Source organism: Acinetobacter sp. QJM3NY_42, assembly GCF_056173745.1.
The window spans coordinates 164,007-189,944 of the sequence record NZ_CM149689.1 but is presented as its reverse complement, the minus strand read 5'-3'; the positions used below and the strand labels follow the sequence as shown (position 1 = coordinate 189,944).

At 44.9% G+C, this 25,938-nt stretch carries 23 protein-coding genes; 10 read left to right on the top strand and 13 right to left on the bottom strand.

What is annotated here, in order from left to right; genetic code table 11:
• The 5 genes from ftsW to AC0VYT_RS00845 all read right to left on the bottom strand — a co-directional run bounded on the left by ftsW (position 1) and on the right by AC0VYT_RS00845 (position 5,124).
• Positions 1-1,197 carry a putative lipid II flippase FtsW gene (gene ftsW / locus AC0VYT_RS00865; RefSeq protein ID WP_005017125.1) on the bottom strand — a complete coding sequence of 399 codons (1,197 nt, stop codon included), beginning with the start codon at positions 1,195-1,197 and terminating at the stop codon, positions 1-3.
• A 24-nt stretch (positions 1,198-1,221) separates the two neighbouring features.
• Complete coding sequence (gene murD, locus AC0VYT_RS00860; protein ID WP_005017127.1) at positions 1,222-2,568, bottom strand: UDP-N-acetylmuramoyl-L-alanine--D-glutamate ligase; 1,347 nt, start codon at positions 2,566-2,568, stop codon at positions 1,222-1,224.
• Between the two features lie 165 nt (positions 2,569-2,733).
• Positions 2,734-2,991 (bottom strand): DUF6587 family protein, encoded by a 258-nt coding sequence (locus AC0VYT_RS00855; protein WP_005017129.1) that lies wholly within the window; start codon positions 2,989-2,991, stop codon positions 2,734-2,736.
• A gap of 19 nt (positions 2,992-3,010) precedes the next feature.
• Complete coding sequence (gene feoB / locus AC0VYT_RS00850; protein WP_005017131.1) at positions 3,011-4,864, bottom strand: ferrous iron transport protein B; 1,854 nt, start codon at positions 4,862-4,864, stop codon at positions 3,011-3,013.
• Positions 4,861-5,124: a FeoA family protein gene (locus AC0VYT_RS00845; protein WP_005017133.1), complete on the bottom strand. Its 264-nt coding sequence runs from the start codon at positions 5,122-5,124 to the stop codon at positions 4,861-4,863. The genes feoB and AC0VYT_RS00845 overlap by 4 nt, the downstream gene beginning before the upstream one ends.
• Before the next feature lie 164 nt (positions 5,125-5,288).
• Between AC0VYT_RS00845 and xerD the strand changes: the two genes are divergently transcribed.
• From xerD to thrC, 4 genes are all read left to right on the top strand, one after another.
• Positions 5,289-6,209, top strand: coding sequence for a site-specific tyrosine recombinase XerD (xerD, locus tag AC0VYT_RS00840; RefSeq protein WP_005017135.1), 921 nt, complete (start codon positions 5,289-5,291; stop codon positions 6,207-6,209).
• 102 nt (positions 6,210-6,311) lie between these two features.
• Positions 6,312-7,127, top strand: coding sequence for a DsbC family protein (locus tag AC0VYT_RS00835; protein WP_005017141.1), 816 nt, complete (start codon positions 6,312-6,314; stop codon positions 7,125-7,127).
• Between the two features lie 123 nt (positions 7,128-7,250).
• Entirely contained in the window at positions 7,251-8,555 is a 1,305-nt protein-coding gene (locus AC0VYT_RS00830; RefSeq protein WP_005017143.1) for a homoserine dehydrogenase, read from the top strand.
• 57 nt (positions 8,556-8,612) lie between these two features.
• Entirely contained in the window at positions 8,613-9,758 is a 1,146-nt protein-coding gene (gene thrC / locus AC0VYT_RS00825; RefSeq protein WP_005017146.1) for a threonine synthase, read from the top strand.
• 87 nt (positions 9,759-9,845) lie between these two features.
• Here the strand turns inward: thrC and pbpG are convergent, their stop codons facing one another.
• Positions 9,846-10,877, bottom strand: coding sequence for a D-alanyl-D-alanine endopeptidase PBP7/8 (pbpG, locus tag AC0VYT_RS00820; protein WP_005017149.1), 1,032 nt, complete (start codon positions 10,875-10,877; stop codon positions 9,846-9,848).
• Between the two features lie 218 nt (positions 10,878-11,095).
• Between pbpG and gacA the strand changes: the two genes are divergently transcribed.
• The 3 genes from gacA to AC0VYT_RS00805 are packed head-to-tail and all read left to right on the top strand — an operon-like array spanning position 11,096 to position 14,751.
• Positions 11,096-11,731, top strand: coding sequence for a response regulator transcription factor GacA (gene gacA / locus AC0VYT_RS00815; RefSeq protein WP_005017150.1), 636 nt, complete (start codon positions 11,096-11,098; stop codon positions 11,729-11,731).
• 14 nt (positions 11,732-11,745) lie between these two features.
• The gene (locus AC0VYT_RS00810) at positions 11,746-13,311 is read left to right on the top strand and encodes a sensor histidine kinase (RefSeq protein WP_005017153.1); all 1,566 of its coding nucleotides are present in this window, start codon (positions 11,746-11,748) and stop codon (positions 13,309-13,311) included.
• Between the two features lie 24 nt (positions 13,312-13,335).
• A complete protein-coding gene (locus AC0VYT_RS00805; RefSeq protein WP_005017156.1) occupies positions 13,336-14,751 on the top strand; it encodes a sigma-54-dependent transcriptional regulator in 1,416 nt (471 codons plus the stop codon).
• On the opposite strand, the gene AC0VYT_RS00800 is transcribed toward AC0VYT_RS00805, so the two are convergent.
• The 4 genes from AC0VYT_RS00800 to lptF all read right to left on the bottom strand — a co-directional run bounded on the left by AC0VYT_RS00800 (position 14,752) and on the right by lptF (position 19,798).
• The gene (locus tag AC0VYT_RS00800) at positions 14,752-15,939 is read right to left on the bottom strand and encodes a S41 family peptidase (RefSeq protein ID WP_005017158.1); all 1,188 of its coding nucleotides are present in this window, start codon (positions 15,937-15,939) and stop codon (positions 14,752-14,754) included.
• Positions 15,940-15,958: 19 nt separating this feature from the next.
• Positions 15,959-17,509, bottom strand: a complete 1,551-nt coding sequence (gene gpmI, locus AC0VYT_RS00795; RefSeq protein ID WP_005017159.1) for a 2,3-bisphosphoglycerate-independent phosphoglycerate mutase — start codon at positions 17,507-17,509, stop codon at positions 15,959-15,961.
• Positions 17,510-17,627: 118 nt separating this feature from the next.
• A complete protein-coding gene (lptG, locus tag AC0VYT_RS00790) occupies positions 17,628-18,698 on the bottom strand; it encodes an LPS export ABC transporter permease LptG (RefSeq protein ID WP_005017161.1) in 1,071 nt (356 codons plus the stop codon).
• Positions 18,698-19,798: an LPS export ABC transporter permease LptF gene (gene lptF, locus AC0VYT_RS00785; protein WP_005017162.1), complete on the bottom strand. Its 1,101-nt coding sequence runs from the start codon at positions 19,796-19,798 to the stop codon at positions 18,698-18,700. Before lptF ends, lptG begins: the two co-directional genes overlap by 1 nt.
• A gap of 154 nt (positions 19,799-19,952) precedes the next feature.
• On the opposite strand from lptF, the gene AC0VYT_RS00780 reads away from it, so the two are divergent.
• The 3 genes from AC0VYT_RS00780 to blhA are packed head-to-tail and all read left to right on the top strand — an operon-like array spanning position 19,953 to position 22,479.
• On the top strand, positions 19,953-21,401 hold the full coding sequence (locus tag AC0VYT_RS00780; protein ID WP_005017165.1) for a leucyl aminopeptidase: 1,449 nt from the start codon (positions 19,953-19,955) through the stop codon (positions 21,399-21,401).
• Positions 21,394-21,801, top strand: coding sequence for a DNA polymerase III subunit chi (locus AC0VYT_RS00775; RefSeq protein WP_005017167.1), 408 nt, complete (start codon positions 21,394-21,396; stop codon positions 21,799-21,801). The genes AC0VYT_RS00780 and AC0VYT_RS00775 overlap by 8 nt, the downstream gene beginning before the upstream one ends.
• Positions 21,802-21,846: 45 nt before the next feature.
• Entirely contained in the window at positions 21,847-22,479 is a 633-nt protein-coding gene (gene blhA / locus AC0VYT_RS00770; RefSeq protein WP_005017169.1) for a cell division protein BlhA, read from the top strand.
• 409 nt (positions 22,480-22,888) lie between these two features.
• Here blhA and AC0VYT_RS00765 read toward each other — a convergent pair whose 3' ends face one another.
• Genes AC0VYT_RS00765 through ribD form a run of 3 tightly spaced genes read right to left on the bottom strand, consistent with a single transcriptional unit; the run spans position 22,889 to position 25,914 of the window.
• Entirely contained in the window at positions 22,889-23,548 is a 660-nt protein-coding gene (locus tag AC0VYT_RS00765) for a riboflavin synthase (RefSeq protein ID WP_005017171.1), read from the bottom strand.
• 21 nt (positions 23,549-23,569) lie between these two features.
• Entirely contained in the window at positions 23,570-24,862 is a 1,293-nt protein-coding gene (locus AC0VYT_RS00760; RefSeq protein WP_005017173.1) for a DNA adenine methylase, read from the bottom strand.
• Positions 24,859-25,914, bottom strand: a complete 1,056-nt coding sequence (ribD, locus tag AC0VYT_RS00755; RefSeq protein WP_050762828.1) for a bifunctional diaminohydroxyphosphoribosylaminopyrimidine deaminase/5-amino-6-(5-phosphoribosylamino)uracil reductase RibD — start codon at positions 25,912-25,914, stop codon at positions 24,859-24,861. The genes AC0VYT_RS00760 and ribD overlap by 4 nt, the downstream gene beginning before the upstream one ends.
• Positions 25,915-25,938: the final 24 nt, after the last annotated feature.

The window sequence follows — 25,938 nt, the reverse complement described above, 5'->3', positions numbered from 1 at the left end:
TTAAAAGCTGGATTCTTCACGGTTTGGATTGAGGACCTGAGTAGAGGCATCAATTTTTAAAATCAGGCTAATCATTACAGCACACATCATGAGTGAGGTTCCTCCATAACTAATGAAAGGCAGCGTTAGTCCTTTGGTTGGCATAAGGCCCATGTTCATGCCGGCATTAACCAGAATCTGCAACAGAAAAATAATACTGATACCATAAGCCAGATAGCCTGCACGCAGGTATTGATGTTGCAGTGCACGATGGCCAATTTTGATACAGCAGGCAAGCATGGTAAAAGAGAGGCCAATGACTACAAAAATACCAAAAAAACCCAGTTCTTCACCCAAGACGGCCAGCATGAAGTCAGTATGCGCTTCTGGTAGATAAGACAGTTTTTGTACACTATGCCCAAGTCCGGTTCCAAACCACTCCCCCCGGCCAAATGCCATCAATGCATTAGACAACTGATAACCGGCACCGAGCGGATCTGCCCAAGGGTCGGCGAAAGAAATCAGTCGCTGGAATCGATAAGGCTCAAACAAGATCAGGAATACGATTGCTGCAACTACGGCACCTAAAAAGATCAGGAAGGTTCGTGGCGGTGCACCGGCCAAGAAGAAAATACCCAGCATCATCATGACAATAACCACCGTGGCGCCGAGGTCTGGCTCTGCCACAATCAGGCCTACAGTAATAGCCATGATTGCACCTAAACGCACCAGACCTTTCCAGTGATTTCGCACTTCTTCAGCACGGCGTACCACATAGTCTGCGGTAAAAATTGCCATCATTACCTTTGCAATTTCGGTGGGTTGCAAAGTAAAACCGCCCAGCCTGATCCAGCGGGTAGAACCATTTACCTCAGTCCCGATGACCAGCACGGCGGCTAGTAATACAATGGTAATAAGCCATAATGGGAATGTATTTTTAAACCAGACATTCAGGGCAATTTTATAAGTCAGAAATGCTGCAATCGCTGCAACTACAATTGAAAGAGCGTGACGTATAATATAATGAAACGGATTTTCATGCAGATACTCGGCATAGGGCATCGAGGCGGATGCAACCATCACCGACCCGAGACATAGCAATGCCACAACACAGAAAATCAGAACATTACGCGCTGTAATTTCAGCCGGTATTCGTGGTGCACAACGCTCATACCACTGCTGGACCTTGTTAATGGTTGTCTGAGCAAACCCAGCCATAGACCTTTCCTTATCTTTTTTCTTTTAGACCAATGCTTTTACACAAGCAACAAACTGATGACCTCGATCATCATAACCTTTAAACATATCAAAGCTGGCACATGCAGGAGACAGCAGGACCACATCCTCTGCATCTGCCTTGGCATGGCATAGCTGTACCGCCTCTTGTAAAGTTGCAGCTTTCAGAATTTCAGTACTGCCTTCAATTGACTGTTCAATCTTCAGTGCATCTTCACCAATCAGTACCACTGTTTTGACATATTGCTGAACTGCTGCGCGAAGAGCCTTAAAATCCTGCCCTTTGCCCTGTCCGCCTAAAATGACCACAACCTTACCTTTACGAGGTGCTATGGCTGCGCCTAAGCCCTCAATTGCCGCTAGAGTTGCACCGATATTGGTTCCCTTAGAATCATTGTAATAGCGTACGTTATTCACCGTATCGACATATTCACAGCGATGAGCCAAGCCTTTAAAGCTTTTTAATGTTTCTAGCATAGAATTTAAAGGTAAACCGATAGCTTCACCTAAAGCCAGACAGGCTAGTGCATTTGCAATATTATGCGTACCCTGGATATACATTTCTGTGCTTTTCAGCAGGCGCTCGCGGCCACGAGCTAGCCAGAGTGTACCGTCTGTATCACGCAGTACACCATACTGGTTCATATCTGGTGCATTCAGCCCAAAACTTTGTACTGGCACAGCATCAGGAACTAAAGGGCGGCTCAAGGCATCATCACGGTTAAAGACGACTTTTTTAACGCCCTGAAAAATCCGGTGTTTGGCTGCATGATAACCCAGCATATCACCATGCCGGTCCAGATGATCTTCACTCATGTTAAGCACGACTGCCACCTCGGCATTTAACAGTGAAGTGGTTTCTAACTGAAAACTTGATAGTTCCAGAATAATCAGTTCTGGCTGATCTTTAAGTAAATCAAGCGCTGGACGACCCAAATTCCCGCCCACTGCAACTTTTTTCCCAGCCTCTTTTGCCATTAAACCAATCAGTGTGGTCACGGTACTTTTAGCATTCGATCCGGTAATCGCTACAATTGGCACCTCGGTGGCGCGGCGCAACAACTGGATGTCACCTACTACTGGAATTCCTTTTGCTATAGCTTGCTGAATTTCAGGAAGCTGTGGCGCGAGACCGGGGCTTAAAATGATTTCTTCAGCCTGTAGCAGTAACTCGGTATCTAGTTGTCCGAAACTGGTCTGGATACCTGCAGGAATTTGGTCATGTCCTGGTGGATGGGTCCGTGAGTCTGTCACAGCCACCTGATAACCACGCTCATGAAGAAAATTCACGGCAGATACGCCCGAGATGCCCAAACCGGCCACGACTTTTAATCCGCCACGCTGTATTAACATTTTTGCCCCGCATCTATGTGTATTTAGAAACTGACGAAATGGTAGCACTTTGAGATTTTGAAAGCTTTTTCTGTTTTGCTTTTAACCTCATTTTTTTGTGTCAGCGCGTAAAAAAGCCGTCATCTTGGACGGCTTTTTATAGTTTCAGTTATTGTTATTTAAAGATTAGTGCCATTTTACAGGCTTTACCTCATCATTTTTTATCTGTTTCATATCTGGTTTGGCCTCACAACCACAGCTTCCTCCACAGCCACTACTGGTCGACTTTGGTTTTAACCATTTTGCCAGTGTATGCCACTGTTTCTGCTCACAGAAACGAGAAAGGCTGAGGAAGACCGAATTGGCAGTTTTTGGGAAGACCTTTTTGAAGACAACCACTACGCTCCAGATCACTACCAGCGCGACTATAATCATTTCAACCATCTCAACCTCCTCTCTTCACTTAAGCAAAATAATGTGAAGCAATTTGATAGGTCAGGAATGACATAAAATATGCCAGACCAAACAGATATGTGGTCATAAAGGCCACTGTTTTCCATGAACCGGTTTCACGGCGTACTGTTGCCAGTGTTGCCAGGCAGTGCGGGGCATAAATAAACCATACCAGAAGAGACAGACCGGTGGCCAGTGACCAGCCACTACCATCTGCACTGATCAGCTGTGAAAGTCCCTGTGATACCGCATCTTCATCGGTTGCAGACAGGGCATAAACGGTTCCAAGAGCTGCAACCACTACTTCACGCGCAGCCATGGCCGGAATCAGGGCAATACAAATCTGCCAGTTAAAGCCAAGTGGGGCAAAAATTGGCTGCATCAAGTGGCCAAGCATCCCGGCAAAACTATAGTCAATATCTGGCATAGTCGCGCCTGCTGGTGGCTGCGGAAATGTACAGAGAAACCAGAGCAGAACCGACAGTGCAAAGATAATGCCACCCACGCGCTTCAAGAAAATCTTGCCACGGTCCAGCAGACCAATCCAGATATTTTTAATATCCGGAAAGCGGTAACTTGGTAACTCCATTAGCAAGGTATGCTGAGATTTATCTTTATAGAAGAACTTCATGATGGTCGCCACCAAGAGCGCACTAACAATACCAGCCATATATAAAGCAAACAGGACTAAGCCCTGCAAATTCATAAAGCCCCAGACTGTCTGCTCCGGAATAAAGGCAGCAATTAACAATGCATAAACTGGCAGTCGCGCCGAGCAGGTCATCAGTGGCGCCACCAGAATAGTGGTTAAACGGTCACGTGGATCACTAATACTGCGGGTTGCCATAATACCAGGAACTGCACAGGCAAAGCTGGACAGTAAAGGAATAAATGCCCGGCCACTCAGTCCTGCCTTGAACATCAGTTTATCTAGCAAAAATGCTGCTCTAGGTAAATATCCAGACTCTTCCAGTACTAAAATAAAGAAAAACAGAATCAGAATCTGTGGCAAGAACACCACAACCCCGCCTGCGCCGGCAATAATACCGTCAACCACCAAACTGTTGAGAAGTGGCTGAGAAATATAAGGACTGATAGTTTCACCCAGCCAGCCAAAGAAAGTTTCGATCCCGTCCATAAAGGGCGCAGCCCAGGCAAAAACCGCCTGAAAAATCACAAACATCATCAAGGCAAGACTCAGCAGCCCCAAGACTGGATGCAAGAAAATCTTGTCAAAAAAGTCGGTACGTTTATCTTCCTCATCAATATAGTTCACCACATCTTTTAAAATATGGGTGATCTTTTGATGAGTACTGCCTGATAAGCCACTGAGTTCGGTATGTGGCACATCAAACTTGCGCTGATCCAGTGAATTGATCAGGCTTTCAACCCCGGCATTACGTACAGCCACAGTTTCAACCACATTTACACCCAGGCGTTCAGAGAGCTTTTGTGTGTTGATCTGCATGCCGCGACGACGTGCTTCATCCATCATGTTTAGAACCAGCAGAATCGGACGGCCAAGCTCGATCATTTCCATGACCAGTCCTAAATGCAATTTCAGATTGGTTGCATCCACCACACACAGAAATACATCCTGCTGGCCTTCTTCGGTAATTTTGCCTTGCACTACATCGCGGGTAATGGCTTCATCCGGACTGGTGGCATTTAAACTGTAGGTTCCAGGTAAATCCAGTACACGCACCTGCTGACCCGAAGGCAGCTCGAAAAACCCGGTTTTCCGTTCAACCGTTACCCCGGCATAATTGGCTACTTTCTGGCGGGTACCGGTCAAATGATTAAATAAAGAAGTTTTTCCGCAGTTAGGATTTCCCACAAGGGCAACACGTAAGGGCTCACTCATGCAGGTGTTCCTTCTTTACTGATTTCAATTTTCTCTGCTTCGGCTCTACGCAGGGCAAAACGGGTAAAACCAATCTGGATCAGGATTGGATCACCACCGAATAGCCCTTTAGTAATGACCTGAACCTGAGTTCCCGGAACAAAGCCCAAGGTTTCCAATCGGCTTGCTACAAGGTCAGACTGCTCTGAAGTGCCATCCAAAGTCCGGTTGACCTTGGTAATGATGGCAGTTTGCTTAACTTTTAGCTCTGATAAACGCACCGCATCTAATCCTAATATTTTTTGCCCGGCCAGTATAACAAACAAATGAGAATAATTAACAAATAGGGATCGATTTCAATTCTATTTTTCTGCACAAATCGACAATCACCCTGTTTTAAACTACAGTTTGACAAGTAATAAAGAGATGGATTGGAACAGATTAAATGCTCAATAAAAAACCACGTATCCCCTCTCCGGTGCAGATTCCGGAACATTTAAGTTTTTTACAGGGTTTTCGTGATTTTTTAATTGCACAGACTGTTAGTCCGCATACCCGGAATGCTTATTTATCCGATCTGATCCAGTGTAGTGAATATTGTCCCTCTACTCCGCTACCGCTCTGGAACAGTGAAGATATTGCCGATGTTCTGTTTGAACTCACCAAACAGGGCAAAAGTCCCCGTTCAATTGCACGGACACTGTCGGCCTTACGTTCATTTTTCAAATTTATGCGTGAACAGCAATTACGAAGCGATAATCCGGTTGCTACACACAAAACGCCTAAGCTTGGCCGTGCGCTTCCTAAAGATCTGTCTGAACTCGATGTTGAACACCTGCTACATGCACCTGACATCAATACTGCACTAGGACTGCGAGACCGGGCTATGCTGGAAGTTCTATATGCCTGCGGACTGCGGGTCACCGAACTGTTAAATTTAAGGCTGGAGCTGATTAATCTGAAACAGGGCTATCTACGTATTACCGGTAAAGGCAACAAAGAACGTTTAGTTCCTTTGGGACAGGTCGCCATTGAATGGGTCGAGAAATATCTCAATGAAGCACGGCCACAACTCTATAAAAGTGCAACAGACTATCTGTTTTTAACTCAGCATGGCGGAATTATGAGCCGGCAAAATTTCTGGTATGCCATTAAGCGTTATGCTCTTCAGGCCGGTATACAGGCAGAGCTTTCCCCACATACATTAAGACATGCTTTTGCCACACATTTACTTAATCATGGTGCTGATCTTCGTGTAGTACAGATGTTGCTGGGCCATAGTGATTTATCCACTACCCAGATTTATACTCATGTAGCTCAGATCCGTATGCAGCAATTGCATGCAGCTCATCATCCTAGGGCTTGAGAATAAGCTGGTAAAACAGCACATGAAGATTGAACTCACGCCCCATATTTTTGTTATGCTAAACATCTTCAAATAACACAATGTTTAAAATAAGGGTTGTCTATGTTATTTACCCGTTCGAAAATTTTTATGGCGTGTGCCATGAGTACTACTCTCCTGCTAGGCGCCTGTTCTAATGACAAGAATAACCAAGGCAATACCAATACCTTAACTGCAACTGCTCCTGCAACAGGTGAAGCATCCAACCTATCCGAGCGTAATGCCCAGCAACGTCTGATCAAGACACTGCAACAGCATTTCAAGAAGGCCAACATTAATGCCAAAGTGGTTGATGTCAAGGCAACAGAAGTGCCAAACCTGTACTGGGTTTCACTCGAGGGAATGCCGTCAGTTTATGCCACCAGTGATGGTAAATATCTGATTCAAGGTGATGTGATCCGTCTAGGGGACAAGGAGTTGCATAGTGTGAGTGAAAACCTGCAATCAGTTGAGAATAAACGCTATCTACAGGAACTGAAAACTGAAGATCTGATCGTTTACCCCGCTAAAAATAAAACCCAGCACATAATTTACGTATTTACCGATGTTAGCTGTCCATACTGCCAGAAACTGCATGCGCATATGGATGAAATCACCGCCAAGGGCATCGAAGTACGTTATATTGCCTGGCCACGTGGAGATCAGCTTTTCCCTGCGATGGAAAGTATCTGGTGCAGTAAAGACCGCGCTGCTGCATTTGAGCAGGCTATTCAGGGAGTACAGCTTCCTGCTGCAACCTGTAAAACTCCAGTTCGTGCACAGTATGAATTGGGCCACCGTATGGGAGTTAATGGAACACCAGCGATTTATAACAGTGAGGGTGAATACTTAGGAGGTTACCTTGCACCAGACGAACTGTTAAAACGCTTAAATAATTAATTTTTATATAAAACCTAAATATTTTTTATAGGTGAAGATAATTAATCTTCACCCTAGAGTCTGGCGGTTTTTTTAGCTATGATCTAGGCCTATTCAAGTTTTTAATGATGTATGGAGTGTGACGTGAAACCAGTTCGTCTGGCGATACTCGGTCTTGGGACCGTGGGTGGTGGAGCCCTTAAACTATTAGAACAAAACGCTGCTGAAATTAAACGTCGCACCGGTCGAGAAATTCAAATCACCCACGTCGGTACCCGCCGTCCACGTCCTGACCTGGATTTACCGGCTGCAGTCAAGCAAAGCGCTGATCTGCTTGAAATTGTACGTCAGCCTGATGTTGATGTAGTGGTAGAGCTTATGGGCGGCATTCATCCGGCCTATGAAGTCATCATGGAAGCCATTAAACATGGCAAACAGGTGGTTACTGCCAATAAGGCGCTGCTGGCCGAACATGGTAATGAACTGTTCAAGGCAGCCGATGATCATGCAGTACAGATCGCTTATGAAGCTGCGGTTGCGGGCGGTATTCCGATTATTAAGGTAATTCGTGAAGGTTTAGCTGCTAACCGTATTGACTGGCTGGCTGGCATCATCAACGGTACAGGCAACTTTATCCTGACCGAAATGCGTGAAAAAGGCCGTGCTTTTGCTGATGTACTGAAAGAAGCACAGGATCTGGGCTATGCAGAAGCTGACCCGACCTTTGATGTCGAAGGGATCGATGCTGCACACAAGCTGACTTTACTGGCCTCAATTGCATTCGGTATCCCACTGCAGTTTGATAAGGTATATACCGAAGGTATCAGCAAGATTACTGCTCAAGATGTCAAATATGCTGAAGAACTAGGTTTCCGTATTAAACATCTGGGTATTGCCCGCCGTACCAGTGCTGGTATCGAGTTACGGGTACATCCAACCCTGATTCCTCAGGAACAGCTTATTGCAAATGTAAATGGTGTGAAAAACGCTGTACTGGTTCAGGCCAATGCTGTTGGCCCTACCCTGTACTATGGTGCCGGTGCCGGTGCCGGACCAACAGCCTCTGCAGTAGTGGCTGATGTAGTTGATATCGTGCGGGACATTTCCTATACCGAAGATGGTGCAGGTACTATTCCGCAGCTGGCTTTTGAGGCATTGACTGACCTGCCAATCCTGAGCCGCGAAGAAATGACTACAGGCTATTATATCCGTGTTGATGCTGAAGACCAGACTGGTGTTCTGGCCGATATCACCACCATATTAAGTCGTGACGGTATTAGTATTGATGCCATCATGCAGCAACCGCGCCTTAAAGATATTATTCCAATCGTCATCATGACTGATCCGATTGTAGAATCAAAAATGGATGAAGCTCTTGCAAAAATTCAGGCTTTATCTGCCGTTCGTGGCGAAATCGTGCGAATTCGTTTAGAATCGCTTGATAGTTAATCAGGTGGAGAGGGTTTAACCCTCTCACCAGCTCTACCTCATATTTGGAACATCATCATGTCTAATGCCAACCGTTATACCGGTCTTGTAGACCGTTATCGTGACCGTTTGCCCGTTTCAGCAACGACTCGTGCTATTTCTCTGGGCGAAGGTAATACGCCGCTGATCAAGCTTGAGAATATTCCACGTATTATTGGTAAAGATGTTGAAATTTATGTGAAGTATGAAGGTCTTAACCCGACTGGTTCATTTAAAGACCGTGGCATGACCATGGCAGTGACCAAAGCGGTTGAGGAAGGCTCTAAAGCGATTATCTGTGCATCTACAGGCAATACTTCGGCAGCTGCGGCTGCTTATGCAGCACGTGCCGGCATCAAAGCTTTTGTTTTGATTCCTGAAGGCAAAATTGCGATGGGTAAAATGGCTCAGGCCATGATGTATGGTGCAATCACTATGCAAATCCGTGGTAATTTTGATGATGGTATGCGTCTGGTAAAAGAAGTTGCCGATCAGGCACCAGTAACTATTGTTAACTCAATTAATCCATTCCGCTTACAGGGCCAGAAAACCATTGCTTATGAAATTGTAGAAGCTCTTGGCCGTGCACCGGATTATCACTGCCTGCCTGTAGGTAATGCCGGAAATATTACTGCACACTGGATGGGCTATACTGAAGCTGTTGCCAATCAGCCTGCTGACCAGTTCGAGCAAGTGATTTATGATGCCGTAACAGATACCTTTACTGGACCTAAGCCTGAAGGCCTACCTGTTATGGTGGGTTATCAGGCTTCAGGGGCTGCTCCTTTCCTGCGTGGTGCTCCCGTAGCTGCGCCAGAGACTGTGGCTACAGCCATCCGCATTGGTAATCCACAAAGCTGGAACCATGCTAAAGCAGTTGTACGTGATTCTGAGGGCTGGTTTGATGAACTGCAAGATAGCGAAATTCTAGACGCACAGCGTATGTTATCAATGTATGAGGGTGTATTTGTAGAACCTGCTTCAGCTGCTTCAATTGGCGGTGCGATCCGTGATATTAAGGCGGGTAAAATTGCTGAAGGTTCAGTTATTGTCTGCACAGTAACAGGAAACGGTTTGAAAGATCCAGATACAGCAATCAAGCAATGTGCTGATGCGGTCATGCTGACGATTGATGCCACAATGAATGATGTTAAGACCTCTATTCTCTCCAATATGGAAAAATAATCTGGCCTGAATATAAAAAGCCCTGTTTCTACAGGGCTTTTTATATACTTAAGAGCTAAATTCTATCATCAGCTCTTGAGGTTTGGGTTAAATATTCTTAGGAAGCTGATTAAGCCAGCTAAATAAACGGGTTGCATCATTATTACGAGACTGGGTATCTGACGCACCTAATAGCACCACAATAGCCGGACGCTGATTTACAGTTGCATGCATAACTACACAACGGCCTGCTTCATTAATAAATCCGGTTTTAGACAGGTTAATATTCCAGCCCCCGTTACGTACCAGTGCATTGGTATTATTCGATTTAAGCACACGGTAGCCTAGATTAAAATCATAGGTGGGTGTTGTTGAAAACTGGCGGATCAGGCCGTACTGAGAAGCAGCACTTACCAAAATACCCAAGTCACGGGCAGATGCGACATTACGTGCATCCAGACCCGTAGATTCATAAAACTTGGCACTATGCATGCCAAGCTCGCGTGCCTTGGCATTCATTGCTGCTACAAATGCCGGTTTTCCGCCTGGATAAGTCCGTGCCAGAGCCGCCGCTGCCGGGTTTTCAGACTTCATTAAAGCAAAAAGCAGAACTTCTGCACGGTTCATTTTGTCACCGGCACGCAGAGTAGAACTGGCTTTTTTAGGACCAATAAAGTCAATAGGTTGCAAAGTAATTTCTTCTGACATATTTAGACGTGCATCAGAAGTCACTACGGCGGTCATCAATTTGGTAATTGATGCAATCGGTAATGCCGTGTTGGTGTTTTTACTGAACAGTACCTCACCTGTTTGTGCATCCATGACCAGTGCTGCACGGGCATTCACTGAAGGTTGGTTCACATACGAGGTTGAGTTAATAATCTGAACCGTTTTAGGTTTCAGAGTAGCTGCTGGACTATTTTGCTGACGAATAGTGGTAGTAACGCTGGTAGAACCTTGTGGGGATGGTTCATCAGCATTCATAAACTGGCTGACATCTTCTGATGACCAGTTAAGTGATGCAGAGTTACTGCCCCCCGGAGAGGAGTTCACAATGAGTTCTGCAAAGCTCGTTGAACTCAGGCCAAGCAGGACAGACATGCTTAGCACATGCATTAAAGACTTTTTAGAATTTTTCACGGCGGTATACTCGTCTTGGAGAGGCAAAACGCGATTTGCTAATTACCTCAAATATGCCTTACATTTGTACAAAACCCGTAGCTTTTTATCGCTTAGGTAATTGTGCATATCTATTCGTTCAATTTTAGAGATAGGATTGCTAATTTTGTCGTTTCATTGCAAGCTAATTTTGCTTTATGTAACAAAAATCATGATTTTTTAGTTTAAGGAGAGCCAAGTTGATCACTATTTTAGTCGTCGATGACCATGAATTGGTACGTACTGGCATTTGTCGTATGTTAGAAGATCATGCAGATGTACAGGTGATCGGGCAAGCAGAGTCTGGAGAAGAAGCCATTGCCTTGGTCCGGCAGCTTCATCCTAATGTAGTTTTACTTGATGTAAACATGCCAGGTATTGGCGGAGTAGAAACGACCCGTCGTCTTTTACAGACTGCCCCTGAAACCAAGGTTCTGGCGGTCAGCGGTTTAGCTGAGGAACCTTACCCGTCTTTGTTACTTAAAGCTGGCGCCAAAGGTTATATCACTAAAGGTGCACCTATTACAGAAATGGTACGTGCTATTAATAAGGTCATGCAAGGAGGCAAGTATTTTAGTGCTGATATTGCCGAACAGCTGGCCAGTTCTTATCTTTCTGATACACAGCAGTCTCCTTTTGATGCCTTGTCTGAACGGGAAATGCAGGTTGCCATGATGGTAGTGAACTGTATCAGTGCTCAGGAAATTGCAGACAAGCTCTTTGTCAGTGTTAAAACAGTCAATACTTACCGTTATCGTATATTTGAAAAACTTGATATTGATAGTGACGTGAAACTCACCCATCTGGCGATCCGTTATGGCTTGATTAAACCTTAAGTATAGGCGTAAAGATGGCCTCTCTACGCCCTGCCTCACTGCTTCAGACCATCTACCGTCTGGGAGAGTGGTACAGTGCTTATCGTCTTGTTCTAGCACTTAGTCTTAATATTATTTTTGCACTAACCCTTGAGACTGTTGCTCAAGACTACCAGCATCCTGACCTGTACTTTTATAGTATTGTAGGTTATGCCCTGATCAGCTGTATCCAGCTGATTTTTTATAAAATTCTACCTTTTGAAATTTCGAAGCAGCTTATTTTACTGTTTATAGTAGATGTATGCTGTTTTAGCCTACTAAATTTTGCACTGGGTGGACCCAATCTGCACTTAAGTCTACTTTTTGTGGTGACGGTCTTTGCCGCAACAATTTTACTCAGGCCCCAGCTTGCTTTAATTATCACACTGGTTGCTGTAATTAGTGTGATTTACCAGCAGGTAGTAGGAAGTTTTTTTAACAGCTCCCATCTCAACAGTATCAGTAATAGTGCTTTATTAGCTTTTTTATTTTTTGTGATGTATGGCATTGGACAGATTGCTGTACAGCGGTTTCGCCTTTTGGAAAACCTGAATTTTTATCAGTCCATTGAGCTTAACCAGCTACAGAATATTAACCGGGCTATTTTGGAGCAAATTGAGGTAGGCTATTTAGTTTTAGATGAGCAGCAGCAGGTGATTTTAAATAATCCGGCAGCCTGTTCATTACTAGGTATTCCACCGATTTTTACTGATGAAAAGTATTTTCTACGTAAACTCCAGCCAGACCTGTATACGCTTATCCGGTTTAGTGACTTAAAAGATGGTGAAAGGTTCCTGTTTGAATCACAGCTTTCACCTTACAGTGTCGATATACAGGTTCAGAAACTTCTTGTGCCTCATCAAGCTTTAACCTTGTTGATATTGCAGGATGCCCAGAAAATCAAGCAGCAGGTACAACAATTAAAACTGATGGCACTGGGACAGCTTTCGGCCAGTATTGCCCATGAAATTCGTAATCCTTTGGCAGCTATTGTTCAGGCTAATGAATTATTAGCTGACAGCCAGCCAGAACAGTTGCAGATGCTCACAGGCATGATTGACCGGCAGTCACAACGTATTGACAAGATTATTCATGATACCTTGAATATGGCACGTAACAGTCCGACTGAGCCTGCTAAAATCAGGTTATCAGGTTTTCTTTCCCAAGTTTTAAATGAAGACCTGATCGATATAAAACAGGCTGTACAGCTACAGATTGAGCAGGATATCTGGATTTATTTTGATGAACTCCAGCTACGTCAAGTGCTTATTAATCTGATCCGTAATGCATTAAGGCATAATTCAGCAGAGCAGTCTTTTATAATTATACGGGTACATGGCACAGAAGAACGCGGCTGGATTGATGTTATTGATTTTGGTCAAGGCGTAGCAGAGCGCGATATTTCACAATTATTTAAACCCTTTTTTAGTACCGAAATCAATGGAACTGGTTTAGGATTATATTTATCTCACAGTTTTTGTGAGGCTAATCATGCAAAACTTACTTATGTCAAGCAACAACAAGGCGCATGTTTTCGAATCGAATGCTCCATTATTTATTAGAATTAACCAGGTTTTTCGAACATCATGACAAATCAGCAGGCACTTATATTATTGGTCGATGATGAGGAGGACCTTTGTACTTTAATGCAAATGTCTTTGGCCAAAATCAATATCAGGACCCACATTGCACATGGACTGGAGCAGGCAAAAAAACTTTTTCAGCAACATGCTTATGATGCCTGCCTGACTGATCTGAATTTGCCAGATGGCAATGGGCTGGAATTAGTCCAGTATGTTTCACAACTTTATCCTTGTACACCAATCGCCGTTTTGACCGCCTATGGCAATATGGAAATTGCTATTTCAGCACTCAAGGCTGGCGCTTTTGATTTTGTCAGTAAACCTGTCAATCAGGCCCATCTACAGCAACTGGTTCAAAAAGCACTCAATACACCTCAATCTGCTCAGCAACTGGTTCAAGATGCTTTGGAAAATCGGATGTTGATTGGCACTTCTTTGCCAATCCAGCAGCTCAAAATTGCCTTGAAAAAAATTGCCCGCTCACAGGCACCTGTCTTTATTACTGGTGAATCCGGTACAGGCAAGGAGGTAGTGGCTAATCTGGTGCATCGCTTAAGTAACCGCAGTGATGGTCCATTTATTGCTATTAACTGTGGCGCTATTCCAAGCGATCTCATGGAAAGTGAGCTGTTTGGACACAAAAAGGGTAGTTTTACCGGCGCAAGTCAGGACAAACAGGGACTAATTTATTCTGCCCATGGCGGTAGCTTGTTTCTGGATGAAATTGCTGAACTGCCTCTGGCCATGCAGGTTAAATTACTCCGTGCCGTACAGGAAAAGAAAATCCGTCCGATTGGTAGTGATCAGGAAATTGATGTGGATTTTCGTGTAATTAGTGCCAGTCATCAGGACCTGGAAATACTGGTACAGCAAGGTAAGTTCCGGCAGGATCTCTTCTTTCGGATTCATGTCATGGATATTGTTCTGCCTCCCCTGCGTGAACGTGAAGATGATATTCTTCTGTTGGCTAAACATTTTATTCAGGAAGTATGTAAGGAGTGGGATATTCCCAATAAAATTCTGACCGAGCGCGGCCAGCAATTTCTGATGCAGCAATATTTTCCGGGGAATGTGCGTGAACTGCGTAATATTATCGAACGTGCGATCACATTAAGTGATAATGAATATATTGATTTACCGCAACTACAAAGTGCACCTTTGCGCAATGTCCAAAATTTTGTAGCAGGCCAAATTAATCATGAACCGCTAACGGACCAAGTTATTCCGTTGAGCCCTCACAGGAAAATTCCTGCCGAAGGCCTGGAGCAGTATCTGGAAAATATTGAAAAAGAAGTTCTGCTCACTGCACTGAACCAGACACACTGGAACCGGACTTTGGCTGCTAAAAAACTTGGAATGAGTTTTCGCTCTTTACGTTATCGACTTAAAAAATTTGGGCTGGATACCGATGATGAGTAGTCAGGGATATTTCTTTAATAGTAATTCTGCCACATTGTCCAGATAAGTTTCTTCTTTAATACTTGGGCTCATCGGAAATAGCTGATCCGGTTGAATACCACGGCCTTCAATCATGTTGCCGTCTGGAGTGTAATAATGTGACACCGTCATCTGTAGTGCTGCACCATTAGGTAAGGGAAATAACTTCTGGACTACACCTTTACCATAGCTTTTTTCACCAATAACCCAAGCTCGTTTCTGAGCTTTTAGAGCTCCTGTAAACACCTCAGCCGCAGAAGCAGAACGGTTATTAATGAGAATACCCATTTTCAGGTTCTGGAACTCATTGCCCGGTAAAGCCTGAAACTGCTGACTGCCTTCTGAACGACTTTTGGTGGAAACAATAACGCCCTGATTCAGGAATAGATCTGCAGTCTCAACCGCAGCCGAGAGCAATCCACCCGGGTTATTGCGCAGATCAATCAGGACTGTTTTCAAACGTGGCGACTGGTTCTCTTCAATAAGTGATTTAATCTGGTTAGCAGTATCCTGCTGGAATACATGTACTTTGAGTACTAGAACTTGCTGATTATGAATCAATATCGGTTCAATATCGGCTTCAATCTTCTTGTTACGGACCAAACTGATCGGTGTGGCGTTATTGCCCAGCTGCATTTCTAGCGTTGAACCGACAGTACCATATAACAGGTTATTGACCTGGCTGTGGTTTAGACTCTTAAGTTCCTGGTTATCAATACGCGAGACAGATACACCGTTGCGTAACCCCAGTTTAGAAGAGTCCGAGCCATCTTTTAAATCACGGATCCGCCACTGGCGATCATGCACATCATAATTTAAGTTAAAATCAACTGAAGCAATATCTCCTTCAGTATATTGAATCAGTTCACGGTAATCCTCTGCTGAAAGATAGCGTGAGTAACGGTCCAGCCCACTGACCAATCCTCTAATTGCCTGTTGGAACAGTTCATCATCAGTCTTATCGGAAACATAATTATCTTTTACAATTCCGTAAATCTCGACAAACTGCTGAATGGACTCAACCGGAATCTCAGCAAAATCCTCTTGTGTCACTGGTGAATTTAACTCAGGCACAAATGCATCATTAGCCATATTTGCGGCTAGAATAGTACTACTCCAACACCCTAATAAGCCGGCAATGACTGCCCTGTATTTCCAGTGCTGGAGCATATGATTCACCTATCGTTGTTTAAGAGGTACTTAACTGAACCAGATTACGTCCCTGCATTTCTGCCGGTACAGGTAATTTCATAAGATTCAGCAAAGTAGGTGCAACATCGGCAAGTACTCCCCCTTCGATAATCTCTGCAGAGGTCGGTCCGACATAGATGAAAGGAACCAGTTCAGTGGTATGCTGGGTATGGACCTGACCACTTTGGTAATCTTGCATTTGTTCAACATTACCATGATCGGCTGTTACCAGCATGTGTCCATGCTTGGCCATTACTGCTTCATAGACCCGGCCAAGACAAGTATCTACTGCTTCAACCGCTTTTACTGCGGCATCAAATATACCGGTATGGCCGACCATGTCACCATTTGCATAGTTTACTACCAGCAGATCATATTCACCTGAATGTATAGCCTTGACCAGTTCATCCGTGACTTCATAGGCACTCATTTCAGGCTTAAGGTCATAAGTTGCCACATTTGGAGAAGGTATCAGGATACGCTTTTCACCCGGATATTCTTCTTCACGGCCGCCACTAAAAAAGAAAGTCACATGAGCATATTTTTCAGTTTCGGCAATACGGAGCTGGGTTTTGCCCAGATTGGACAGGTACTCGCCCAGAGAGTTAACCAGAGCATCCGGCATATAGGCAACCGGTGCATCAATAGTGGCCTGATAACGGGTCAGCATCACAAATTTGGATAATGCTGGCACAACCTTCCGTTCAAACCCCTGAAAATTCTTTTCCACGAAAGCACGGGTCAGTTCGCGTGCGCGGTCTGCACGGAAGTTCATAAAGACCACTGCATCACCATCCTGAATTTTTACAGGCTCACCAATACGAGTAGCTTTTACAAACTCATCTGTCTCATCTGCTGCATAGGCCTGCTCCAGTCCTTCAGTTGCAGTCGCTGCTACGCGCAGTGCTTCACTTTCAGTTAACAGACGATAGGCCTGCTCCACACGATCCCAGCGGTTATCACGGTCCATAGCATAATAGCGGCCAATCAGGCTGACTATACGCCCCTGACCCGGGTATTGGGCAAATAAGGCATCCAGCTTCTGCAAAGATGGTTCGGCACTTTTTGGTGGCGTGTCGCGGCCATCTAGAAACGCATGCAGATAGACCTGTGCACCACGTTTAAGCGCCAGTTCACACATAGCCATAATATGGTCCTGATGCGAATGCACTCCACCTTCGGATAGCAGCCCCATAATATGTACTGCACCGTTAGCTTTCTTCGCTTTCTCTACGGCATCAACCAGCACTTCATGTTCAAAGAATGCTCCGGTACGGATTTCCTTGGTAATACGAGTAAAGTCCTGATATAGCACTCGACCAGCACCCAAATTCATATGGCCCACTTCTGAATTACCCATTTGTCCATCTGGAAGCCCCACGTCCTCTCCAGATCCAGAAATCAGGGCATGCGGATGCTTTTGCTTCATAGCGGTCAGATTGGGTGTTTTTGCCGCAAGAAAGGCATTGTCCTTAACCGCTTCACGATGACCTATGCCATCCATGATGACCAGTACGTGTGGAATTTTGCCTGTTGTCGCATCCGTCATGTTTTTACACTCTTTTCTGTTTGCAAATTCATCAGGCTATCTTAACCAATTTTGGCTTAAGACTCTATGTAGTCGAGATGAGTTTAGACGATCCCGTCTATCAGTTCCTTCAATTGGTCTAGCGTGCCCGATATAACAAATAACTACCACCGATAAACATCAGCAGAATCGGGAAAAAGACAAACCAGACTGGAGAAGGTGAATAGACCAGACTGGCATAGCCAAGAAAATCTTGCAGATAGTAAAAGCCGAGACCGATAAACAGCGCAATAACCAGCCGGAAGCCCATCGATTGCTGACGTAAAGGACCGAAAATAAATGAGCAGGCAATCAGTACCAAGGTAATCAGGGCAAATGGTGAAGCCAGTTTCTGCCAGAAGGCCAATTGATAAGTTTTGGGTACTTGACTGTATTCTTCCATATAACGCATGAAGCTTATTAGTTGACTCGGAGATAAATCTTCTGGGTCTAGTGTTACCATATGGACATATTTAGGTTTTAACGCCAGTGCAAGAGGCTGCTGTTCAGCAATATGCTGTACTGCATTACCGGCTTCCAGAATGTCTACCTGTACAGAGTTCTGTAAACGCCATTGGCCATCTTGTTCAAACTGGCCAGAGTCAGCATTCAGTAAAGCCTGCAAACGGTAATCCTGATCGAAGTCGACTACCTGTACATTACGCAGATTTCCTTGCGAGTTAGCATAATCAATATAAATAAAACGCTGGCCTTCCCGGCTCCAGTAGCCCTTGACTTCGCCCAGCTGTGCAACTGAACGGTGACTTTTTACACTTTCGGCACGCTCATTAGTTACAGGAATAACCCATTCACTCAAGGCAAAAGATAAAATCACCAGTAATAAGGCTGAACGCATTACCCAGCCAACAATCCGCCAGAGACTGATACCGGCGGCACGCATGATAATTAATTCACTGTTTGAAGCTAGCGTCCCTAAACCTAAAACTGCACCGATCAATGCCGAAATCGGTAGAATTTCATAAATATAACGTGGTGCGCTCCATAACACATACAATAGTGCCTGCCAGGCATTATAGCCTTCTTTCAGATTTCCCAGCTCCCCCAGATAAGTAAACAGGACCTGCAAAATAGACAGCACGACGGTTGCCCCCAGCATGGCGAGCGCTGTGGTTTTGGTAACATGTTTTGCAACAATTCTACGTGCCAGCATTAGGATCTTACTCGCTTGATCTGTTTCTTAAGTTTAGGGGCCAGTTTCTGCTTTCTGGAAAAGAGAGCGCCAGCAACAGCATATACCAGCAAAACTGCCGGATAGGCCCAGATTCCGATTTCATCCTTACTGGCCCGGGTTTTAATGGCCATCAGCGCTACAATCAGACTGGCAAAAATAAGCAAAGCCGGAAATAACTTCATGTAGCGTCCCTGGCGTGGGCTGACCTCAGAAAGCGCCATCGCCAAAATTAATGCGACCATAATGGCAAACGGTACAAATATCCGCCACCCCAGTTCACTTTCCACCACCGGGTCAGCCCGCTGCTCCCAGAGTTTACTGGTGGTAAGTGCAGCAACATCATCACTTTCAAAATTTGCAGTCTTGTCATTTTCCAAACGTAACCGGTAACTTTCAAACTCTGCCTGTGAATAGCGCGGTTGACCCGGATAAATCTCGTAACGGCGACCCTGCACCAGATCAACAACATTGGCGCTGTCATCCATCATTTCTACCCGGGTAGCTTCCTTGGCCAGAATCATGACATCAGGTTTACCCGGCTTTTCTGCCCGTTGATAAAAAAATATCTCTTTTAGGTTTTTATGATCTTCTGAAAGTGAACCGGCATAAATCGTATAAGGACCTGAAGAAATAAATTCTTTAGGCCTGACCAGATCAAAACCGGTACGCACAGCCTGACTAGTGGTCAGCTGCTCAAACTGGCGGATTCCCCATGGCGACATCCACAGCATCAATATGCTCTGTACCAGCATATAAACCAGTGTCAGGGGAATTAGAAGACGTGCTAGCCGGTTACGGCTAATACCACTTCCGTTCAGCACTGCCATTTCATGGTCAACATAAAGACGGCCAAAAACCAGCATTAAACCAATAAAAAACCCCAGTGGAAGAATCAGGGTCAAGAATTCCGGTAAACGGTAGCCAATAATACTCAGCAGAATACTGGCATCAAGCCGTCCTTGCGCTGCGACGCCGAAATACTTGATCAGACGCCCGCCCATCATGATCAGGGTCAATAAGGCAATGACCACCAATGAAGTCGAAACTACTTGCTTGACGAGATAACGCCGGATAATCAAAGTTAATCTTCCAAAAAGGCCAATCGGAACTAGCGCTAGTTTACCCGAATGTTAAAAATATAAAACCTGTCACGGACTTGCTCATTGAAATGCTATCAAAGGAAATGTTTCAATGGTTTAATAAATCAAGCTATTGAATAGGCATGAAAGACATATGAAACTGACAATTAATACCTCTTCCTCTACTCTGACTTCCAGTCAACATCTGATCATTCTGACTGATGCTGAAAACCTTGAACAGCCTGCCACAGGCTACCAGTTCAATGAACTAAAGGCTTTAATAGACGCGACACAGTTCAAGGGTAGTTTGAATGAATGCCTGCCATTAATCGCTCAGACTTCAGCTCATCAGAATGCTGTACTGCTGGGGCTCGATAAGGTAAGTGAGTTCAAAACAGCCAAGTTAGCAAAAATCGCACAAACTGTTATTAAATCTACACAAAAAAAATTCAAGCACATCACTATTGATATTTCAGCACTACCTGATGAATTTCACTACCTTTTTGCTCTTGGACTGACTCAGGCGGCTTATCAGTTTGATGAATTTAAATCAAAGAAAAATGAGTTCCAGCTGGAACATATTGAACTGGTTGCACCTCAGAGCAGCCTGAGCCAGCAACAGCTAACGCTTTTACATGCTGTACAGTCGGGACAAAATTTTGCACGGGATTTAGGTAACCGTCCGGGCAATATCTGCTTTCCTGAATATCTGGCTGAACAGGCACAGGCACTGGCGGCTCAATATCCTGATCTGTTAAAAGTCACTGTACTTAATGAACAGCAGATGGCTGATCTGGGTATGAATGCTTTTCTGGCTGTAAGTAAAGGTTCAGACCGTCCGGGCCGTGTCATCACATTGGAATATAAAGTGAAAACCGAAGAGGCACCAGTAGTTCTGGTGGGTAAAGGCGTTACCTTTGATACGGGCGGTATTTCACTTAAACCTGGTTTAGGCATGGATGAAATGAAATTTGATATGTGTGGTGCCGCTTCGGTATTGGGGACCATACGTGCACTGTGTGAAGCAAAACTGCCAATTCATGTTATTGGAGCAGTTGCTGCTGCTGAGAATATGCCTTCCGGACACGCTACCCGTCCGGGTGATATCGTTACCACCATGAGTGGTCAGACTGTCGAAATCCTGAATACTGATGCTGAAGGCCGTCTTGTACTCTGCGATACCCTCACTTATGTAAAACGCTTTAATCCTGCACTGGTGATTGATATTGCTACTTTAACCGGAGCATGTGTTGTAGCGCTGGGTAAAGTACTTTCTGGCCTGTTTACACCAGATGATGAACTGGCAGCCGAAATTACCCGTGCCGGAGAGCAGAGCCATGACCGTGTATGGCGTATGCCGGTTCTGGACGATTACCAGGAACAGCTTGACTCACCATTTGCAGATATGGGCAATATTGGCGGGCCACAGGCCGGTTCAGTGACTGCAGCCTGCTTTTTGCAGCGCTTTACCACAGATTACCGCTGGGCACATCTTGATGTTGCCGGTACTGCGTGGTTATCTGGAGCAGCAAAAGGCGCAACTGGCCGCCCTGTTCCAATGCTGATGCAATTTTTAGCAAACCGTGCAGCGGCTAATGGCTAAGGTCAGTTTTTATCTGTTCGAAAAAAGTCAGGAACGGCAAGTAGAAAGTGCTTGCCGTTTATGCCGTAAGATCTTGCGCCAGCCTGCCAGAATCTGGCTATATTGCCCCGATCCAAGTATGCTGCAGCAGCTGGATGAAGCATTATGGAGTTTCGATACAGCCAGTTTTATTGGTCATGGCATTGACCAGGTTAATGCATCGGTGTGTATTTCTGCTGAGCTGCCTGCTGAATTAGACTGGCTGGTGTTTAATTTTTCTGACAAAGCGCTTGGTCCAGTTGAAAAATTTGGACATATAATTGAAATTATTGAAAACAATGAAACTGCCAAGCAAACTGGTCGGGAAAAATATAAAACTTACCGGCAACTGGGTATTCAACCCCGCACATTTAAACTGTAAATCAGCTTTGTACCATATACATGAAATGATCTAGAGGAGAATCAGGTGGCCCTTAATATTGGTCAAGACTTTAAAAAGCGCTGGCTGGATACTCCGGAACCTGTCCGGCAAGTATATGAAGATGACCTCAAGCGAATCTGTGAATTACTGCGACCAGAAACTTCTATCCAGAACTGGCAGGCAAGAGAGCAGAGAGCTCAGCTTGAATCACAGCAGAGAATTGAAACTGCTTACGCTGAACTCAAAGCAGAACTGCTGGAACAGGCCCGTATTCGCAAACAACGGGCTCTAGAAAAATCTCTGGCGAAAAAACGCGCCGACCAAACTGCTTATAATGCCGGGCTATATGAAGATGAAGCTCGTCAGTTTCATCAACAGACTGAGCAGCTGTATATTTTGAACCAGATGCTGAGTCAGGAAACACTGGAGTACAGTTCACGTTATCATAAAAATCCTGAGCTTCCAGCCATTGATTACGCCCAGAAATATTTTCTGAAAGTTCAGGATGAACAAATTCTCACTGAACTTGAAAGTGTACGCCTGCGTTTAGAGCTTGAAGCAGATACCCAGATTGAACAGGCAGTGAGTGCCTTTCGTGCCAGGTTACAGGCAGCAGCTCATGAAGAGATCGAATACATCCTGAAAAATACAAAGTTTAAGACATCTATCCAAGATTAGATGCTTAAAACCGGTAAGGCTGGTGAGCTCTCATAAGACTGGCTAGCAACAAGGTAGTGCAATAGACATATACTGCCGGAATCGTGCTCATTACAGCAGTAGGACCAGTTATCAGATGCTCAGGAAGATTTATGGATACACTCAACCAGCCCGCTCTCTGCTCATATTTCACAAATTTCTATGGGTGAACAGTGGACTGTCTCCACACAGGATTTATTGATCAGCCGTGCAGATTTTCTCTCTATATCTGTATTTTTATCTCATGCATCTGAAACAGGCTGATTTAGACTGAAAGAAACTACCATTTTAAAAAGCCCAGCAATATATCCTGTACTCACTATGATCAAATTTTAATATAAAAAACCGGTCATAATGGCCGGTTTTTTATATTAAAAGCAAATTATTAAGCTTATTTCAAGAAACCATTTTCTGCCAGAAATGCCATACTGATAGAAGACTCAGGTTTCTGTTCAGCAGCTTTATCACCTAGCAACAAACGTTCAATGTAGCGTGCCAACACATCTACTTCCAGATTAACTTTGCTGCCTGTTTTCCAGGTACTGATATTGGTGCGCTCGGCAGTATGCGGTATCAGATTCAGGCTTAAGATATTACCACGCAGATGATTAATGGTCAGGCTGATACCGTCTACAGTGATCGAGCCTTTTTCGGCCAGATACTTGGCAATTTCTTTTGGAGCAGTCACTTCATAGTAAACAGAACGTGCATCTTCACGGACCAAGGTGATTTCACCAACCGCATCAACATGGCCACTGACAATATGGCCACCGAAACGCGTAGTCGGTAGCATAGCCTTTTCAACATTGACCGGTTGTCCGACTTTCCATTGCCCTAATGTAGTACGGTTTAAACTTTCTCGTGAAACATCCGCTGCATACCAGTTCTCGCCCCATTCAATCACGGTCAGACAGATACCATTGGTCGCGATCGAATCTCCCAAATTTACATCAGACATATCAAGGTCAGTCTGAATCCGTAACCGTACATCTCCGCCTACGCTCTGCAGGCTTTGTACTTTACCAAGACTTTCAATAATGCCTGTAAACATAGATCTCTTCTCTTAAATAATTTACCACAGGGCTAATTGCGTACTGACGCCGGAGGTATCTACACCACCAAGTTCAGCAAAATGATAAAGCTGGCTGAGCAGCTGACGTAAAGGCGGACCGGATTTGGCATGGGTATCGGTAATGACAATAAACTCAAGTACACGTGCCCGCTCTGACTGACGCTGCTTGCTGACCCGATAACGTGGTACATCCTGCGTGAGCAGTGTCACTTTGCCACGCTCTAGATTGGCCTTCAGCAAATCCTTGGCTTCTATATTACCATCAGTTGAATAACTGGTCAGAATATAGCGTGCATTAATCGTTGACAGCAGCTTTTCATAAGCTTTTTTAGCATGTTTAGATGAATTGTATGGACTTGGACGTTCTTTGCGCCAGGCACGGTCAATCCCACTTTTATAGCCTTTGGTATCCGGGCTCGGCAAGTCCACCTGGTCCCATAAAGTTAATGCATTTAATACATGATAGTTACTGCTATAGGCATGCTGGTTATAAGGCGGATCCAGATAGGCGACATCGACCTCGAAGCTACTCATCTGATTAGCCAGATGCTGGGCATCTACACACCACATTTCAGCAGCCGGCTTGTTCGGCTCACCTACTTCGCAGAAACGGCCAGGCGTTAGCCACAATAATGATTCAATTCGTTCCAGGGCTGTTTGGGTCTTTCCTCCCCAGCCCTGATGAAAACTTTTAAATACACCACTGGTATTACTGACAAAACTGGCAGAATAAAGTAATGGCGCAAGCAGGGCACTCATCTCAACATCATCAATTGCACCTTGTGCCTGCCAGGTTGCAATCTGCTGGCGAATAGCGTCAATACGCATACCATTGCGACGCTTAAAGAACAGTCTATCACGAGTCGGATCATAAACTTCGTCATTACGCGGACACAGATTATGGGTCACCCAGCCTTTGACTTCAGGCAAACGGTTTAAATAATCAATTGCTTTTTGATAGCCGCCCAGCTCTTTAAAAGCAGGCGCCTCTACACAGGACAAGATTGCATGATTCAGTGCATGACTATAAGGTTCCCAGTCATTGGCAATCACACGATAGCCATTTTGTCGGGCCAGACGTGAAACCACTCCGCTGCCAGCGAAGAAATCAGCAAAAATCGGGGCACGTTTATTACCCTGATTCAGGGTACCAGTAATTTCAAGTGCTTCTAAAATCAGGTGGAGTAGTCGGCGCTTGTTACCCAGATAAGGAACCAGCTGATGAAAAAGATATTCATCTGTCGTGCGGGCGGCATGACGACGCTTGTGATAAACCGAAGACTCTGAATTCATACTGTCTCTTGAGTAGGGATTAACCTTAAGCGGAGATCATCACCTACAATTGTAGCATCTTCCAGCTTAAAACGAAGTTGCTCAGCCATACTGATAAATTCAGCATTAAACATCGCACGGGCAGATTGCCCCAAAAAAGTGGGTGCAACATAGCTGATCATCTCATCAACCAGTTTTTCCTGCAAGAAGGCCGAAGAAAGCGTTGCTCCCGCTTCAACCAGCACATCAAAAATCTGATACTGGTTACATAAGGTCTGTAATAGCCCTTTTAAAGGCTGTAACGGTAATTGTATCACGCCTAAGTCGGCAAGTTCCTGCCGGAAGGGACCCATTACCATAAGCTGTTCCGGACTAGCCAATATTCTGGCCGTTAACGGTAACTGCCCCTGACGGTCCAGTACCAGCCGTTTGGGCTGCACAACGGTCTGCAAATCAGTCCCGGATAAACAACGTACATTTAGCTGGCAGTCATCAGTCAGCACGGTCTGTATACCGGTAATCACTACTCCTGAAATTGCACGCCAATGTTGCACATCCTGCCGGGCAGCTTTACCTGTGATCCATTTTGACTCACCTGAAGCCATTGCTGTACGACCATCGAGACTGGAAGCTACTTTAAGACGTACATAAGGCATGCCTACAGCCATGGCTTTCAAAAAGCCGCAGTTAAGCTGTGCCGCTTCATTTTCACAGATACCACTCTCCACCTCGATACCAGCTTGTTTTAAAATGGCTATACCCTTACCTGCGACCAGCGGATTCGGATCAGGGCAGGCAATTACTACTTTTTTTAATTGATGTTTGACCAATGCTTCTGCACATGGAGGAGTACGGCCATAATGTGCACAGGGTTCCAACGTAACATATGCAGTTGCGTCTTGAGCCTGCTCACCCGCCTGACGCAACGCAAATACCTCGGCATGAGGCTGTCCCGCGCGTGGATGATAGCCTTCACCAATAATTTGGCCATCCTTGACAATTACACAGCCAACATTCGGATTGGGCTTGGTTGAATACTGACCGAGACGCGCAAGCTCAATGGCACGCCGCATATAAAAATAGTCTTGGTCAAGTCC